Below are 16,346 nucleotides of genomic sequence, written 5' to 3'. Positions count from 1 at the left end.
GCTTTTTAAAGCGGCGCCGCTCACGCCTCCCCGCATCCCTCCCCTCTTCGCCACTCGCGCTCAGACCGGAATCGGCAAATTCAGCCCCGGCGCGAGACGCGTCGTCTTGAACTCCGTCACCTCGTAGCGCGCGAGCTGTTGCAGGGCGAACGGATCGCTCGCGAGAATGCGATCCAGCCTGTCGCGCTCGATACGAACCGCGAGGATGATGCCGCCGTCGCGCGGCACTTTCGGCCCGGCCGCGACGAAGATGCCCGCGTCGAACTGCTCCGCGAGAAACGCGCGATGCGCGTCGAGCGCGTCGTCGATACGATCGAGCGGGGCGGTGTAGATCAGGTTGATCATGTACATGGTCGTTCTCAGGGGCGGGTGAGTGGGCCGTGCGCGGCTACGGCTCTGGATTATCGGTCAGCCGTAGGTTTTGCGTTGCGCTAGCCATTGCGCTTGCGCTCCGCATAACCATATGCGGTAAGGGTATTTCCCAGCTTGCCGCCCATATGAAAGAATTTTGGGCTTGGCCGACGGCGCGCCAGCACGAACCGGAGCGCCGCCCATTTCATCCGACTCCGACATCGATCGGAGCCATCGACTCAAACGTCGAACCGCAACAGCGAGAATCACATGCAGCGCAGAAATATCCTCAAAGCCCTCACCGCAGTCGTCGCCGGTGCGGCGATCCTGACCAGCTTCGGCGCGCACGCCGACGACAAGGTCATCAAGGTCGGCACGATCGGCGGCCCGGACGCGCAGATCTGGGAAGTCGTCACCAGGGTCGCGAAGCGCGAAGGCCTGAACGTGAAGGTCGTCGAGTTCAACGACTACATTCAGCCGAACGCCGCGCTCGACGCGGGCGACCTCGACGCCAACAGCTTCCAGCACCAGCCGTACCTCAATAGCCAGATCAAGCAGCGCGGCTACAAGCTCGTCAACGCGGGCCTCACGTACATCTCGCCGCTCGGCGCGTACTCGAAGAAGCTGAAGTCGTTGAAGGACCTGCCGCAGGGCGCGAAGGTCGCGGTGCCAAACGATCCGTCGAACGAAAATCGCGCACTGCTGTTGCTGCAGGCGCAAGGGCTGATCAAGCTGAAGGACGGCGCGGCCACAGGCGGCAACAACGCGACGCCGCTCGATGTCGTCGACAATCCGAAGAAGATCAGGTTCGTCGAGCTCGACGCCGCGCAACTGCCGCGTTCGCTCGCCGACGTCGACGCTGCCGTCATCAATACGAACTTCGCGCTGGCCGCCGGCCTGCAGCCGACCAAGGACGCGATCGCGCTCGAAGACATCCACAGCCCGAACGCGAACCTGATCGCCGTGCGCGCGAAGGACAAGGATCAGCCATGGGTGAAGAAGCTGGTCGCGGCGTATCAGTCGGAAGACGTGCGCCAGTTCATCATGACGCAGTTCAAGGGTTCGATGGTGCCGTCGTTCTAAGCGACGCGTTCAGCGCGATCGCAAGCGCAGCCGCACGGCATCAGGAAAGGCACGCGCCGTACAGGCGCGTGCTTTTTTTATAGCTCCAGCTCCCATCTTTCGATTATCAGATCCTGGCCGAAGCGGCGCTGCGCCGCGCTGCCGGCCAACTCGAACCCAGCGCGCTCGCAAAGCCGCCGTGGCTCTGCCAATGCGCTCGCGGTGGTCAGCGTGAGCTTCGTGTAGCCCGCGCGCCGCGCGAAGCGCACGCATTCGCTGAGCAATTGCGTGCCGATGCCGAGCTTCCGCACGTCCGGTTCGACCCACAGCAGGCGCACGCCCGCGACCGTCGTCGAGACCCCGACGAGGCAAACCGAGCCGACCACCAGACCCTCCTGTTCGGCGATCCAGCACTTCTCGCGCAGCGGATCGTTGCGCTGCGCGTACTCGGCGACGACGCGCGCGAGCAAGCCCTCGAACGTGTGATCCAAGCCGTACTGCGCGGCGAACCACTGCGCCTGACGATGCACGAGCCAGCCACATTCGCCGGCGCGCGGCTGACGCAGCATCACGAGCTCGTGCTTCGGCTTGTCGCCGAGCAGGCGCTCGATCAGCTTCATCGCGGCGATCAACTGCTCCTGCGATAGCGCGCTGAGTCTGTCGAGCAGGCCGAGTGCTTCGTGGATGGCGGCGGCGTCGAGCGGCGCGTAGATCGCGTGGCCGTGCTCGGTGAGCGCGATCAGCGACTGGCGTGCGTCGGTGTCGGACGGACGGCGGGTGATCAGCTTGCGTCGCTCGAAACTGCTCAGCAGGCGGCTCAGATAGCCGCTATCGAGCCCGAGCGCGCGCCCGAGCACCGACGCGGTCTGCGCGCGGGCGCATGATAGCTCGTGTAGCACGCGCACTTCCGTCAGCGAGAACCCGCTTCGAGCCAGATGCTCGTGCAGGGCACCGATGCATTGGGTATAGAAGCGATTGAAATGGCGGACGGCCTGAGCGCGCCGCAGCGCCTCGGAATCTGTCAAGGGCGGCTCCCCGGGACTTTTTATGGTCGGTACAGCGCACTATATCGGCACGACCCTTATTTACAAAGCCACTCCACCCCCGCGAGACACCAACTGGTATTAAATAGGTATTGATTATTTTGGCTGTTGATACCACCAGGAGCCGATAACGACTCGCTGGTATCGTCAAATGCGTGCGATGCGGGAAAGTCCCTGGTCTGCCAATCCCTCCGACGGAGCCCTTGAATCCCGCTGTGATCCCCACTCAGCAAGGCTTTCCGGCGATCCGGACCGGCATGGAACCAGTCCGTTGACTGGTATTATGTTGGTTATATAATGGGCTCTCAATTTTCCGGGCTGTACTGCTCACGGCGTCCCTGGAGCCCCATGGAAACTCGCTGGTCCGCATTGATGCCTGACGTGCGCAACGTCACGCCGCTCTACCTGCAGCTCGCGCGCAACCTGGCGACGGCGATCCATTGCGGCGTCTGGTCGGCCGGCGAGGCGCTGCCTTCCGAGCGTACGCTGTCCGACGCGATCGGCGTGTCGCGCGTGACCGCGCGCAAGGCGATCGAACTGCTGGTCGAGCAGGGGCTGATCCGGCGCTCGCGCGGCGCGGGCAGCTTCATCACGCCGCGCGTCGAAGATCCGCTGTCGCGTCTCACCGGCTTCACGAAGAAGATGCAGCAGCGCGGTTTCCGGCCCGATTCGGTCTGGCTCGAACGCGACGTGCGCGCCGCCAATCGCGACGAGCTGCTGCGCCTCGGCTTGTCACCCGGCGCGGCCGTCACGAGCCTGCGGCGGCTGCGGCGCGCGGACGGCATCGTGATGGCGGTCGAACATTCGGCGCTGCCGGTCGCGATCGTGCCTGATCCGCTCGTGATCGGCGACTCGCTGTACAGCTATCTCGAGCAGCGCGGCGCGGCGGTCGTGCGCGCGTTGCAGCACTTCCGCGCGGTCAACGCGTCGAGCGAAATCGCCGCGCTGATGGACATCGAACCGCGCACCGCGCTGCTGGTCATCACCCGGATCGGCTACTGCGCGGATCAACGCGCGATCGAGCTGACCGACACCTATTGCCGCGACGACTACTACGACTTCGTCGCTGAATTGCGCACCTGAGCTGCGCGGCCCTCGCAGGCCGCAAGTCCGGCGGACGCCATTTGCCGCATACGTATCACGCACCAGAGAGACTCATGCTGACCGGAAACATACTCACCACCGAAGGGTGGATCCACGGCACGCTCGAATACGAAAACGGCCGCATCACGACGCTGTCCGGCGAGCGCGTCGATCCGTCGACGAACGACGCACCGTACATCCTGCCCGGCTTCATCGATCTGCACGTGCATGGCGGCGGCGGCGCCGACGTGATGGAAGCTGGCGACGCGATCGAAACGATCACCCGCACGCATGCGCGCTACGGCACCACGAGCCTGCTCGCAACGACCATGACCGCGCCGCGCGACGAGCTGATGAACGTCGTCGCCGGGCTCGGCAACGTCACGCGGGTGCGCACGCCGGGTTGCGCGCGCGTGCTCGGCGTGCATCTGGAAGGACCGTACATCAACCCCGGCAAGCTCGGCGCGCAGCCCGACGCGGCGGTATCGGCGGTGTTGGACGAGGTGCTCAGATATCTGTCGATCGCGCCGATCCGCGTCGTCACGCTGGCGCCCGAGATCGCCGGCCACATGGAGATCATCTCGGAGATGGCGGCGCGCGGCGTACGCGTGCAGCTCGGCCATTCGCTCGGCACCTACGACGACGCGGTCGCCGCGCTCAAGCACGGCGCGTGCGGCTTCACGCATCTGTTCAACGCGATGTCGCCGCTGCATCACCGCAACCCTGGCCTCGTCGGCGCTGCGCTTGCGCACGCCGAATACGCCGAAATCATTCCCGACCTGCTGCACGTGCATCCGGGGGCGATCCGCACCGCGCTGCGCGCGATTCCGCGCCTGTATGTGGTGACGGACAGCACGTCGGCCACCGGCATGCCCGACGGCGAATACCGCCTCGGCAGCCAGCACGTAACCAAGTGCCTCGGCGGCGTACGTCTGGCCGACGGCACGCTCGCGGGCAGCACGCTGACGATGGATCAGGCGCTGCGCAATCTCGTCTCGATCGGCCTGCCGATCGCCGATGTATCCCACCGTTTGTCACGCTACGCCGCCGACTATCTCGGCATCGAGGACCGCGGCCGCATCGCGCGCGGTGCGTGGGCCGACGTGGTCGTATTCGACCGCGAGCTGGCGCTGAACGCGACCTACGTCGAAGGAGAAGCCATTGTCGAATATGCTTAAGGAAGCGCTCGCGTCCGCCGCAACAGTAGCCGGGCAGCTCAAGGACACCTCGCATGTCGCGGCGCTCGCCGCGAAGCTCGCGCAACAGCCGCGCCATGTCGCGCTGACCGTCGCGCGCGGCAGCTCGGACCATGCCGCCAGCTACTTTGCATCGCTGACGATGAGCCGCCTCGGCGTGCCGGTTGCGTCGCTGCCGATGTCGGTCGCGACGCTGCAGCAGGCGCCGCTGCAGGTGCGCGACCAGCTTGCGCTCGCGTTTTCGCAATCGGGCAAGAGCCCCGACCTCGTCGGCACGATGAACGCGTTGCGCGCGGCCGGTGCATTGACGGTCGCCGCCGTGAACGCACCGAGCTCGCCGCTCGCCGACGCGTGCGAATGGCATCTGCCGCTCGTAGCCGGTCCCGAGCTGAGCGTCGCGGCGACCAAGAGCTATATCGCCATGCTGTCGATCTCCGCGCAGCTGGTTGCGCATTGGCAGAACGACGCCGAGTTGCTCGATGGACTGAATACGCTGCCCGACGCGCTGGAACGCGCGGGCCGGCTCGACTGGTCGATGGCCGTGAACGAGTTGCGCGGTATCGAACGGATGATCGTGATTGGCCGCGGTCTTGGCCTCGCGATCGCGCAGGAAGCCGCGCTGAAGCTGAAGGAAACTTCCGGCATCCAGGCCGAAGCGTTTTCGAGCGCGGAAGTGCGTCATGGTCCGATGGAGCTGATCGACCGCGACTATCCGCTGCTCGTGTTCGCGCCGCGTGGCCCGGAGCAGGCGGGTCTGCTGCAGCTCGCGCACGACATGAGCGCGCGCGGCGCGCGCGTGCTGCTCGCGGCGCCCGATGACGTCGCGCAAGCCTCGCTGCCGCTCGTCGCCACCGCACACGCGGCGCTCGATCCGATCGCCGCCATCCTGTCCTTTTACGTGATGGCCGCGGATCTTGCCGCCGCGCGCGGGCGCAATCCCGACGCGCCTCGCCATCTCAACAAAGTCACCGAAACTCACTGACGAGAATGACGATGCGACGTGTCGAGAAGTCCAATCTGATGAGCCATTCCGAGAATCACATTGTTTTGCTTGCACCGCTGACCGGACCGGTCGTGCCGCTCGCGAAGGTGCCGGACCCGGTGTTTTCGGGCGGCATGTTCGGCGACGGCATCGGCGTCGATCCGCTCGAGGGTCGGCTCGTCGCGCCATGCGACGGCGTCGTCACGCATCTCGCGCGCACCGGCCACGCGGTAACGCTCGAGAGCGCCGAGGGCGCGCAGATTCTGCTGCATATCGGTATCGACACCGTCGGACTGAACGGCAAGGGATTTGCGCCGATGGTCGAGCAGGGCGCGCAGGTGCGCGCCGGTGACGTGCTGATCGAGTTCGATCTGGATCAGATCGCGCTGAATGCGCCGAGCCTCGTCTCGGTGATCGCGATTGCGAATTCGGATGCGTTCGAGGTCATCGAGCGGGCGCCGAACGGGCATGTCAAGGCCGGCGAAACGACGCTGCTGGTGCTGCGCGCGCGCGAGGGCGTCAGCCACGACGCGGTGCGCGAGGCGAGCGCCGCGCAGGTGATGGACGGAGCGCGCCGGCAGATCACGCTGACGCATGCGGGCGGCCTGCATGCGCGGCCCGCGGCGCGGGCGCGCGAAGCGGCGCGCCGCTTCGACGCACGGGTCGAGGTGCGCTACGACGGGCGCAAGGCGTCGATCGAAAGCGTGGTGGGTTTGCTTGGACTCGGTGCCGGCGAAGGCGCAAGCGTCGAGTTGCTCGGCGTCGGTCCGCACGCGCAGGCGGCGGTCGATGCAATCGCTGACGAACTGACGCGCGAAGCGCACGGCGAGGTCGAACCGAAGCGCGAACAGAAAGCGGCGCGGCCCGCGGCAGTCGTTGCGGCGCCCGCCGCGGGCGAGCCGCTCGCGCCGAACACGCTCGCGGGCGTGTGCGCCGCGCCGGGCATCGCGCTCGGCAAGCTGGTGCGCTGGGACGACGCGGATCTCGAGCCGCCGGAACAGGCGAGCGGCACGTCGGCGGCGGAAAGCCGTCTGCTCGACAAGGCGATCGCGACCGTCGACGCCGATCTCGACACGATCGTGCGCGATGCGTCGCAACGCGGCTCGGTCGGCGAGGCTGGGATTTTCGCGGTGCATCGCGTGCTGCTCGAAGATCCGACACTGCTCGACGCCGCGCGCGATCTGATCAGCCTCGGCAAGAGCGCCGGTTTTGCGTGGCGCGAAGCGATCCGCGCGCAAGTAGGCATTCTGAGTAATGTGGAGGACGCACTGCTCGCCGAGCGGGCCGCCGATCTGCGCGACATCGAAAAGCGCGTGCAGCGCGCGCTCGGCTACACGAGCAGCGCGGCTCGCACCCTGCCGGACGAGGCGGTGCTCGCGGCCGACGAATTCACGCCGTCGGATCTGTCGTCGCTCGATCGCACGCGCGTGACCGCGCTCGTGATGGCACGCGGCGGCGCGACCTCGCACGCGGCGATTCTCGCGCGTCAGGCGGGCATTCCGGCGCTGGTCGCGCTCGGCGACGCGTTGCATGCGATACCCGAGGGCACTCAGGTGGTGGTGAACGCGAGCACCGGCCGGCTCGAATTCGCGCCGACTGAACTCGACGTCGAACGCGCGCGACGCGAACGCGGCCGCCTCGCCGACGTGCGCGAAGCGAATCGCCGCACCTCGCAGCAGGCAGCGGCGACCGCCGACGGCCGCGCGATCGAAGTGGCCGCCAACATCGCCACACTCGACGACGCGAACGCCGCGGTCGACAACGGCGCGGACGCGGTCGGCCTGCTGCGCACCGAGCTGCTGTTCATCCACCGCCCGGCCGCGCCGAGCGCGGACGAGCATCGCCAGAGCTATCAGGCGATCGTCGATGCGTTGCGCGGCCGCGCCGCGATCATCCGCACGCTCGACGTCGGCGCGGACAAGGAAGTCGATTATCTGACGCTGCCGCCCGAGCCGAACCCCGCACTCGGCCTGCGCGGCGTGCGCCTCGCGCAGGTGCGCCCCGATCTGCTCGACGACCAGTTGCGTGGCCTGCTCGCGGTGCGTCCGGTCGGCGCCGTGCGCATCCTGCTGCCGATGGTCACCGATGCGGGCGAACTGATCCGCATCCGCAAGCGTATCGACGAGCTTGCACGCGAAGCGGGTAGATCGGAGCCGGTCGAAGTTGGCGTGATGATCGAAGTGCCGTCGGCTGCATTGCTGGCCGATCAGCTCGCGCAGCACGCCGATTTCCTGTCGATCGGCACCAACGACCTGACCCAATACACGCTCGCGATGGACCGCTGCCAGCCCGATCTCGCGGCGCAGGCGGACGGCCTGCATCCGGCGGTGCTGCGCCTGATCGCGGCGACCGTCGAAGGTGCCGCGAAGCACGGCAAATGGGTCGGCGTGTGCGGCGCGCTCGCCGGCGACCCGCTCGCGATGCCGCTGCTGGTGGGCCTCGGTGTGACCGAGCTGTCGGTCGATCCGGTCTCCGTGCCAGGCATCAAGGCACGCGTGCGCACGCTCGACTATCAGCTGTGTCGCCAGCGCGCCCGCGATGCGCTAGCGCTCGACTCGGCGCAGGCGGTCAGAGCCGCAAGCCGCGCCACGTGGCCCCTCGATTGAAACACTAGCGAATTTGAGAACCCGCACGCCGTGCGCCCGGCAGCACGTCTGCCTTCACGCGCGGCGCGATTCTCCGTATAGCTGCACCACTCAACCAAGACCTACCCCTACGAGACAAAATTGGAGATACCGATGGATGGAAATCCGTTTCTGAAGATTCAGCGCCTGGGACGCGCGCTGATGCTGCCGATCGCGGTGCTACCGGTGGCCGGCCTGTTGCTGCGGCTCGGCCAGCCCGACGTGTTCAACATCAAGATGATCGCCGATGCGGGCGGCGCGATCTTCGACAACCTGCCGCTCCTGTTCGCGATCGGCGTGGCGGTCGGCTTCGCGAAAGACAACAACGGCGTCGCGGGTCTGGCTGGCGCGATCGGCTATCTGGTGCAGATCGCGGTGATGAAGGACATCAACGACAAGCTCAACATGGGCGTGCTGTCGGGGATCATCGCGGGCATCGTCGCGGGGCTGCTGTACAACCGCTACAAGGACATCAAGCTGCCCGACTACCTGGCGTTCTTCGGCGGCAAACGCTTCGTGCCGATCGTGACAGGGGTGGTCTGCGTGGTGCTAGGCATCGTATTCGGGCATGTGTGGGAGCCGGTGCAGAACGCGATCGACGTGGCCGGCCACTGGCTCACGACGGCCGGCGCGCTCGGCGCCTTCGTGTTCGGCGTGCTGAACCGGTTGCTGCTCGTCACGGGCTTGCATCACATCCTCAACTCGCTGACGTGGTTCGTGTTCGGCACCTTCACGCCGGCGGGCGGTGCGCCCGTCACGGGCGACCTGCACCGCTTCTTCGCTGGCGATCCGACCGCGGGCACCTTCATGACCGGCTTCTTCCCGGTGATGATGTTCGGCCTGCCGGCCGCATGTCTCGCGATGTATCACGAGGCGCCGAAAGAGCGTCGCGCGATGGTGTTCGGCCTGCTGTTTTCGATGGCGCTCACGTCGTTCCTGACCGGTGTGACCGAGCCGATCGAGTTCAGCTTCATGTTCCTCGCGCCGGTGCTGTATGCGATCCACGCGCTGCTGACGGGTCTGTCGCTCGCGATCTGCTCGGCGCTCGGGATTCACCTCGGCTTCACGTTCTCGGCGGGCTTCATCGACTACGTGCTGAACTTCGGTTTGTCGACGAAGGGCTGGTGGGCGATTCCGCTCGGCATCGTGTACTCGGTCGTGTACTACGGTCTGTTCCGCTTCTTCATCCGTAAGTTCAACATGGCGACGCCGGGCCGTGAGCCCGCCGCTGCCGACGAGCAGGTCGAGTCGTTCGCGGCGCGCGGTTTCGTCGCGCCGGCGGCTGGTGCGGCCGTGCCGCGTGCGCAGCGCTATATCGCGGCGCTCGGTGGCGCGGCGAATCTGTCGGTCGTGGATGCGTGCACGACGCGTCTGCGTCTGTCTGTCGTCGATACGGGGAAGGTCTCCGAAAGCGAACTGAAGTCGATCGGTGCGCGCGGTGTGCTCAAGCGCGGCACGAACAACGTGCAGGTGATCATCGGACCGGAGGCGGACATCATCGCCGATGAGATGCGTACGGCGATCGCGCAGGGTCAGGGCGACGCGGTGAAGGTGGCGCGTGTTGCTGTATCGGCGCCGGCTGCTGCCGCGGCGGCTACCGCTGCCGCGCCGGTCGCGCGAAACGCTGGGCACGCCGATGACGCGCAAGGCGGTCCGCTCGATCCCGATCCGCTGCGCTGGCTCGCCGTGCTCGGCGGCGTGGGCAACGTGATGTCGCTCGATGCGGTCGCGGCGACGCGTCTGCGGGTAGTCGTGCGCGATCCGTCGGCGGTCGATCGTCAGCGCCTCGCGACGCTCGATACCGCGTGGGTGTCGACCGACACGTTCCATATCGTCGTCGGCGAGGCCGCGCAGCGCTATGCGCAGAAGCTGGCCGAGCGCCTGTCGTCGCAAGGCGGCGGCGCGGGCGCGGCGCCGGTGCCGGCGTGATCGGTTGATGGCTGTCGAGCGCTGTTGAGTTGCACGGCGATCGCAGCACGCCAATAAAAAAGCGGCACCTGGTCCCAAGGTGCCGCTTTCGCGTTTACGACCAGTCCCTAGCGAGTCCCCCGCTTTGCCGAGCGCGCCACCTCGCGCGATTCGAGCCACATCACATTGACGACACCGAACGCCAGCGCGACGCCAACGCCGAGAATCCAGCTGAAATACCACATCGCCAACTCCTGTTTTCTGTTGAAGCGTCGTGCCGGTCAATACATCGAATGGTGGTTTTCCTTGATCGCCGCGGCGGTCACCTTGCCGCGCATCACGCGATACACCCAGCCCGTATAGAGCAGGATGATCGGCAGGAACACGATGACGGCGAACAGCATGATCTCGAGCGTCATGCGGCTCGACGTCGAATCCCACATGGTCAGGCTGCTGCGGCCGTCGAGTGACGATGGCATGATGAACGGGAACATCGAGAAGCCCGCGGTCAAGATCACGCCGACGATCATCAACGACGTCGACAGAAACGCCGTCGCCTCGAAGCGCGAACGCGCGAGCAGCACCGCGAGCACCCCGCCGAGGAGACCCGCGAGCGGCGCAACCGCCATCCACGGGTAGAGCGCGTAGTTGTTCAGCCACAAACCCGGCGCGCCGATCACGGTCTTCATCAACGGATTGGAGACGGCGTCGAGCGGCGGCGCGTCGACGATCTGATAGCCGCCGATCATCGTCGCGACGAGCGCACCCGCGACGAGAAACAACACCACCGTGCACAGCGCCGCGAGCCGCAGCGCCTTCGACGCGCGCTCGTGAACCACCCCATCGGTCTTCCACTTGACGAACGCGGCGCCGTGCGCGGCTAGCATCGACACGCTGACGAGTCCCGTCAGCAGCGCGAACGGATTGAGCAGGCCGAAGAAGCTGCCGTGATAGGTGACGCGCAGATCGGTATCGAACGAGAACGGCACGCCTTGCAGCAGATTGCCGAACGCGACACCGAACACCAGCGCCGGCACGAAGCCGCCGATAAAGAGGCCCCAGTCCCACGCGTTGCGCCAGCGCGGATCCTCGCGCTTGCCGCGATAGTCGAAGCCGACCGGGCGGAAGAACAGCGCGAACAGCACGAGCAGCATCGCGAAGTAGAATCCCGAGAAGGATGCCGCGTAGGCGAGCGGCCACGCGGCGAACATCGCGGCGGCCGCGGTCACGAACCAGACCTGGTTGCCTTCCCACGTCGCGCCGACCGTGTTCACGACGATGCGTCGCTCGGAGTCGGTGTTGGCGATGAACGGCAGCAGGATCGCCGCCCCCATGTCGAAGCCGTCGGTGAGCGCGAAGACGATCAGCAGTACACCTATCAACACCCACCAGATCAGTCTGAGAGCTGCGTAGTCCATATGGGTTTCTCCTCCGGGGCGGTGCAGCGGTGCGTCATGCGGCCGTGTTCGACAGTGGCTGCGTCACCGGCTGTCCGATCTCGTGGTGATAGCGGCCCGTATGCAGCGACGAAGGGCCGAGCCGCGCGTACTTGAACATCAGCATGATCTCGATGACGAACAGCCCCGTGTAGAACAGCACGAAGCCGCCGATGCTCAGATACAGATCGCGCGGCGTCAGCGTCGACGCGGCCAGGTTGGTCGGCAGAATGCCCGCGATGCTCCACGGCTGGCGGCCCATTTCCGCGACGATCCAGCCTAGCTCGGCGGCGAGCCACGGCAGCGGAATCGCGATGACCGCCCAGCGCAGAAACCAGCGGCGCCTTTCGAGCAGCAACGTGCGCTGCGCGCAGAACCAGAAGGCGAGCACGAAGGTCGCGAGGAACAGCAGGCCAAGGCCGACCATCGTGCGGAACGAGAAGAACAGTGTCAACACCGGCGGAACCGTGCTTCGTGCCGCCGCGGCGATCTGGTCTGGCGTCGCGTCGATGACGTTCGGCGTGAACCGCTTGAGCAGCAGGGCGTAGCCGAGATCGTCCTTGTACTTGTCGAACTCCGCATGCGCCTCGTCGCTGGAGTCGCCGCCCTTTAACCGCTGCAACGCCGAATAGGCGAGCATGCCGTCCTTGATGCGACCTTCGTTTTGGGCGATCAGGTCGCGCAGGCCGACCACGGGTTCGTCGAGCGAGCGGGTCGCGATAATGCCGAGCGCGTACGGCACACGGATCGCATAGTCGGTGCGTTGCTCTTTCTGATTGGGGATGCCAAATATCGTGAACGGTGCCGGCGCGGGCGCGGTGTCCCATTCGGATTCGATAGCCGCGAGCTTGATCTGCTGGACTTCACCGGTGCGATAGCCGGATTCGTCGCCCAGCACGATCACGCACAGCGCCGACGCGAGGCCGAAGCCGGCGGCGATCGCGAACGAGCGCAGCGCGAACTCGGTGTCGCGGCGCTTCAACAGATACCACGACGACACGCCGAGTACGAACATCGCCGCGGTCACGTATCCAGCTGATACCGTGTGCACGAACTTGACCTGTGCAACCGGGTTGAAGATCACCGAGCTGATGCTGTCGAGCTCCATGCGCATCGTCTGATAGTTGAACTTCGCGCCGACCGGATTGTTCATCCAGCCGTTGGCAATCAGAATCCACAGCGCCGACAGGTTCGAACCGAGCGCGACACAGAACGTGACGATCAGATGCTGGATTTTCGACAATCTGTTCCAGCCGAAAAAGAACAGACCGACGAACGTCGATTCGAGGAAGAACGCCATCAGCCCTTCGACGGCGAGCGGCACGCCGAAAATGTCGCCGACGTAATGCGAGTAATAAGCCCAGTTGGTGCCGAACTGAAACTCGAGCGTGAGGCCGGTCGCGACGCCCATTGCAAAGTTGATGCCGAACAGCTTGCCCCAGAACTGCGTCATGTCCTTGTAGATCTGCTTGCCGGTCATCACGTAGACCGATTCCATGATGACGAGCAGCCAGGCGAGACCGAGCGTGAGCGGCACGAACAGAAAGTGATAAAGCGCCGTGATGGCGAACTGGAACCGCGACAGTTCTACGACTTCGCTAACGGGCATGTTGATCACCTCGAGACGGATGCGGGGCGGGCACCGACAGCAGCGCCTGCGCGACCTGCTCAGGCGGCAGCATCATGTGCTGCGCCTGTGGATGATTGAAGAATGTGTACTTGAGCGCCATCAGTAGCACGAACTTGATGGCGAGGATGATGGCGATATCGCGCGCCAGCGTTGGACCGCGCACCCACCTGGTGAACCGGCCGCGCAAGCGCGACCGGACAGTGCTGCTGCGATTCAGGGCTATGGTCATGATCGGTCGAAGACGACTTCACGCCGGTGAGTCCGGCTGGATCCAGACCGCCCTGGCCGTCAGGCAGTCTGGCAGTCTGGCGAATGCATGCCGATTGTAGGAGGTGAACCTCGCGCGCTCAGGTTTAGCCATGCGGCAACACGTCGCGAAACTTGCCGCGTCTGTGCAGTATTGCTACCGGACTTGCGATACGTCAAGAAACGCTTACCGGCCTCGACAGGCCGGCTTGCGGATAGGCCGACGCGAATGCGCGGCCGCGGGGACGCAAGAAAGGGCGAAAAGAATGAAAAAGCCCCGCCGTCTTGCGAGGGCGGGGCTTGAGCGCGATGGTCGCTAAATGGCGCGACCGATTAACGCGTGTCGTTTTTACCTATGTCATAGGCGGGACACAATTGACGCGCGCATGGCTTCGACGCTTTACGCGTATTCGGTCAGCGCGCCGCGCATCTTCTTCATCGCGCTGGCTTCGATCTGGCGGATACGTTCGGCCGAGACACCGAACTCGTCGGCCAGCTCGTGCAACGTGGAGCCGCCCGAGCCGTCGTCGGCCACCTTCAGCCAGCGCGCTTCGATGATGCGGCGGCTGCGCGGATCGAGCGCGTCGAGCGCGCTTGCGATGCCGTCGCTTTGCAGCCGGTCGCGCTGACGCGAAGCCAGCACGGCAGTCGGTTCACTATGCGAGTCGGCCAGATAGGCGATTGGCGCGTACGACTCCTCGCCGTCTTCGACCTGACCTTCGAGCGCGATATCGCCGCCTGACAGACGCGTCTCCATCTCCGCGACCTCTTCGCGCTTCACGTTCAGCTCCTTCGCGAGACCGTCGATCTCGTCCGGCGTGAACGCGCCAAGCCCCTGCTTGTGGCTGCGCAGGTTGAAGAACAGCTTACGCTGCGCCTTGGTGGTGGCGACCTTCACCATGCGCCAGTTGCGCAGGATGTACTCGTGGATCTCGGCCTTGATCCAGTGCATCGCGTACGACACGAGGCGCACGTTTTGCTCGGGATCGAAGCGCTTGACCGCTTTCATCAGGCCGATGTTGCCTTCCTGGATCAGATCGGCGTGCGGCAACCCGTAACCGAGGTAGTTACGCGCGATGGACACGACGAGTCGCAGGTGCGACAGCACCAGGCGGCGCGCCGCCTCCAGATTGTCGTGTTCGCGCAATTCGGTGGCGAACTGGCGTTCCTCCGCCGGCGTCAGCATCGGAATCCGGTTGACCGCCTGGATGTAGGCGTCGATGTTGCCCAGGTGACCGGACAGCAGCGAGGAATGCGAGAGCGCCAGTGCACCTGCCGGAGCGGCCTTAGCCGACGACGGGCTCAAAGTACTCGGAAGGGTCATTGCATGGCTCACGTTTGAAGCTCCTTTGGAATCAGACAATTGCGTACTCAGTAAACGACTCCAGCGACGGATGTTAGCACTCAGATCTGCCGAGTGCTAATACTTAGAGGTCGCAGGGGTATCCGAGTTCCCAAAAACCCTATTGAGTTTTGACTTCCGATAGCCATCATACGCCCTATTTGCCCTGCGCGTTGGACCTGTACAAAGTACCGCCCGGAGCGGGTGCAGGCTCACGTTTGACTGATATCATCCGGTTTTGAAGAGAATAATTGCTGATCATGGGCATTATCTGGGAAATACTTGCTCCTGAATTCGTGCCTGGAATAAAGGGGGCGCTCGCTTAATACTCGGCAGTATGGGGGGCGGATGAACCGGCAGAATCTTGTGGTGCGTGGGCTTAGTCTAAAAAGCACGGTTGCCGTTCTGCTCGTTCTGCTGTTGAGCGCGGCGGGCGCGTCCCAAGCTGAGCAGTTCGGCGTGCAGGTGGCCGCCGGCGTCGGCGACCATCACGTCAGGACGCTCGATCTCGGCGTGGTCTGGGATCCAAACCTGACCTGGTGGCAGATCGGCGACTGGCATTTCGCGCTGCTCGGCGAGGCGCATGTCGCGTGGTGGCACACCAATGAAGGAAACGTTCACGACAACATCGGCGAGATCGGCGTGACGCCGGTGATCCGCTTCATCAGGTCGTCGGGTTCGGTGCGGCCATTCATCGAGGTGGGTGCCGGCGTCCGGCTGCTGACCAGCCCGCGCATTTCTTCCGACTTCACGTTGGGCACCGCGTTCCAGTTCGCCGAGATGGCGGGCGTCGGGCTGCAGTTCGGCGCTCGTGAGCAGTATGTCGCCGGCTACCGCTTCCAGCATGTCTCCAATGGCGGTATCAAAGAGCCGAATCCTGGTATAAATTTCAGCCAGCTATATTTGCAATATCACTTCTGACCGTGGCCGCCTGCGGCTCGCGGTGTTCGAGGGGCTCTGCAATGGCGGCAAAGATGATCGAAGCGATTCGCGGGCTCGAGCGAGAGCGTTTTCGCGCGATGGTCGATGGCGATGGGCAGTCGCTCGACACGCTGCTCGCGGACAACGTGAGCTACGTCCATACGAATGGCAAGCGCGAGACGAAGCGGCAGTTCATCGACGGGATCACCGCGGGGCGCCGTCGTTATCGGCAAATCGAGGTGCAGTCGCAGGATGTCTTGCCGGCCGGGCGCGAGACCTACGTCGTCACGGGCCGCGCGCTGATCGAGATGGAGGCCAACAACGGCGCGCTCCTGTTTCCGATTGCCTATACCGCGATTCACACGCACGAAGACGGGCAGTGGCGACTGATCGCGTGGCAGGCGACCCGTTGCGCGCTCGAGTGAGATTCTCATCGGGCGGGCGCGCCTCGTGAGCGCGTCTCCAGCGGCAGCGGAATGCGGGTGTGCACTCCGCTGCAGCAGGCTCGAGGCCCAACGCGAA

Annotated in this window: 15 protein-coding genes; 8 read left to right on the top strand and 7 right to left on the bottom strand. The window is 65.2% G+C overall.

Annotation, left to right across the window (positions count from 1 at the left end):
• Positions 1-60: 60 nt before the first annotated feature.
• Positions 61-351 carry a YciI family protein gene (locus tag OKW38_RS17305; protein WP_090802901.1) on the bottom strand — a complete coding sequence of 97 codons (291 nt, stop codon included), beginning with the start codon at positions 349-351 and terminating at the stop codon, positions 61-63.
• Between the two features lie 270 nt (positions 352-621).
• Between OKW38_RS17305 and OKW38_RS17300 the strand changes: the two genes are divergently transcribed.
• Positions 622-1,434 (top strand): MetQ/NlpA family ABC transporter substrate-binding protein, encoded by an 813-nt coding sequence (locus OKW38_RS17300; protein WP_429362439.1) that lies wholly within the window; start codon positions 622-624, stop codon positions 1,432-1,434.
• Between the two features lie 77 nt (positions 1,435-1,511).
• Here OKW38_RS17300 and OKW38_RS17295 read toward each other — a convergent pair whose 3' ends face one another.
• Positions 1,512-2,438, bottom strand: a complete 927-nt coding sequence (locus OKW38_RS17295) for a bifunctional helix-turn-helix transcriptional regulator/GNAT family N-acetyltransferase (protein ID WP_429362437.1) — start codon at positions 2,436-2,438, stop codon at positions 1,512-1,514.
• A 366-nt stretch (positions 2,439-2,804) separates the two neighbouring features.
• Between OKW38_RS17295 and OKW38_RS17290 the strand changes: the two genes are divergently transcribed.
• The 5 genes from OKW38_RS17290 (at position 2,805) to nagE (ending at position 10,270) form a co-directional block, all read left to right on the top strand.
• On the top strand, positions 2,805-3,539 hold the full coding sequence (locus OKW38_RS17290; RefSeq protein ID WP_090802906.1) for a GntR family transcriptional regulator: 735 nt from the start codon (positions 2,805-2,807) through the stop codon (positions 3,537-3,539).
• Between the two features lie 74 nt (positions 3,540-3,613).
• Positions 3,614-4,717 (top strand): N-acetylglucosamine-6-phosphate deacetylase, encoded by a 1,104-nt coding sequence (gene nagA, locus OKW38_RS17285; RefSeq protein ID WP_429362435.1) that lies wholly within the window; start codon positions 3,614-3,616, stop codon positions 4,715-4,717.
• Positions 4,701-5,717 (top strand): SIS domain-containing protein, encoded by a 1,017-nt coding sequence (locus OKW38_RS17280; protein WP_429362433.1) that lies wholly within the window; start codon positions 4,701-4,703, stop codon positions 5,715-5,717. The genes nagA and OKW38_RS17280 overlap by 17 nt, the downstream gene beginning before the upstream one ends.
• A 38-nt stretch (positions 5,718-5,755) precedes the next feature.
• Complete coding sequence (ptsP, locus tag OKW38_RS17275) at positions 5,756-8,323, top strand: phosphoenolpyruvate--protein phosphotransferase (RefSeq protein WP_429363783.1); 2,568 nt, start codon at positions 5,756-5,758, stop codon at positions 8,321-8,323.
• 132 nt (positions 8,324-8,455) lie between these two features.
• On the top strand, positions 8,456-10,270 hold the full coding sequence (nagE, locus tag OKW38_RS17270; protein WP_429362432.1) for an N-acetylglucosamine-specific PTS transporter subunit IIBC: 1,815 nt from the start codon (positions 8,456-8,458) through the stop codon (positions 10,268-10,270).
• Positions 10,271-10,377: 107 nt separating this feature from the next.
• Here the strand turns inward: nagE and cydX are convergent, their stop codons facing one another.
• From cydX to rpoH, 5 genes are all read right to left on the bottom strand, one after another.
• Positions 10,378-10,494 carry a cytochrome bd-I oxidase subunit CydX gene (gene cydX, locus OKW38_RS17265; RefSeq protein ID WP_184062516.1) on the bottom strand — a complete coding sequence of 39 codons (117 nt, stop codon included), beginning with the start codon at positions 10,492-10,494 and terminating at the stop codon, positions 10,378-10,380.
• Positions 10,495-10,530: 36 nt separating this feature from the next.
• A complete protein-coding gene (cydB, locus tag OKW38_RS17260; protein ID WP_429362430.1) occupies positions 10,531-11,667 on the bottom strand; it encodes a cytochrome d ubiquinol oxidase subunit II in 1,137 nt (378 codons plus the stop codon).
• A gap of 34 nt (positions 11,668-11,701) precedes the next feature.
• On the bottom strand, positions 11,702-13,294 hold the full coding sequence (locus OKW38_RS17255; protein ID WP_090802916.1) for a cytochrome ubiquinol oxidase subunit I: 1,593 nt from the start codon (positions 13,292-13,294) through the stop codon (positions 11,702-11,704).
• Complete coding sequence (cydP, locus tag OKW38_RS17250) at positions 13,284-13,544, bottom strand: cytochrome oxidase putative small subunit CydP (protein WP_018419327.1); 261 nt, start codon at positions 13,542-13,544, stop codon at positions 13,284-13,286. Before cydP ends, OKW38_RS17255 begins: the two co-directional genes overlap by 11 nt.
• 417 nt (positions 13,545-13,961) lie before the next feature.
• Positions 13,962-14,897: an RNA polymerase sigma factor RpoH gene (rpoH, locus tag OKW38_RS17245; RefSeq protein ID WP_090802918.1), complete on the bottom strand. Its 936-nt coding sequence runs from the start codon at positions 14,895-14,897 to the stop codon at positions 13,962-13,964.
• Positions 14,898-15,251: 354 nt separating this feature from the next.
• On the opposite strand from rpoH, the gene OKW38_RS17240 reads away from it, so the two are divergent.
• Both OKW38_RS17240 and OKW38_RS17235 read left to right on the top strand, forming a co-directional pair.
• Positions 15,252-15,824, top strand: a complete 573-nt coding sequence (locus OKW38_RS17240) for an acyloxyacyl hydrolase (protein WP_429362428.1) — start codon at positions 15,252-15,254, stop codon at positions 15,822-15,824.
• Positions 15,825-15,865: 41 nt separating this feature from the next.
• Positions 15,866-16,249, top strand: coding sequence for a nuclear transport factor 2 family protein (locus OKW38_RS17235; RefSeq protein WP_008921685.1), 384 nt, complete (start codon positions 15,866-15,868; stop codon positions 16,247-16,249).
• Positions 16,250-16,346 lie beyond the last annotated feature (97 nt).

Source organism: Paraburkholderia sp. MM5496-R1, from assembly GCF_050436205.1.
In the GTDB taxonomy this organism is placed as follows: domain Bacteria; phylum Pseudomonadota; class Gammaproteobacteria; order Burkholderiales; family Burkholderiaceae; genus Paraburkholderia; species Paraburkholderia tuberum.
This window is presented reverse-complemented; position numbering and strand designations above follow the sequence as displayed.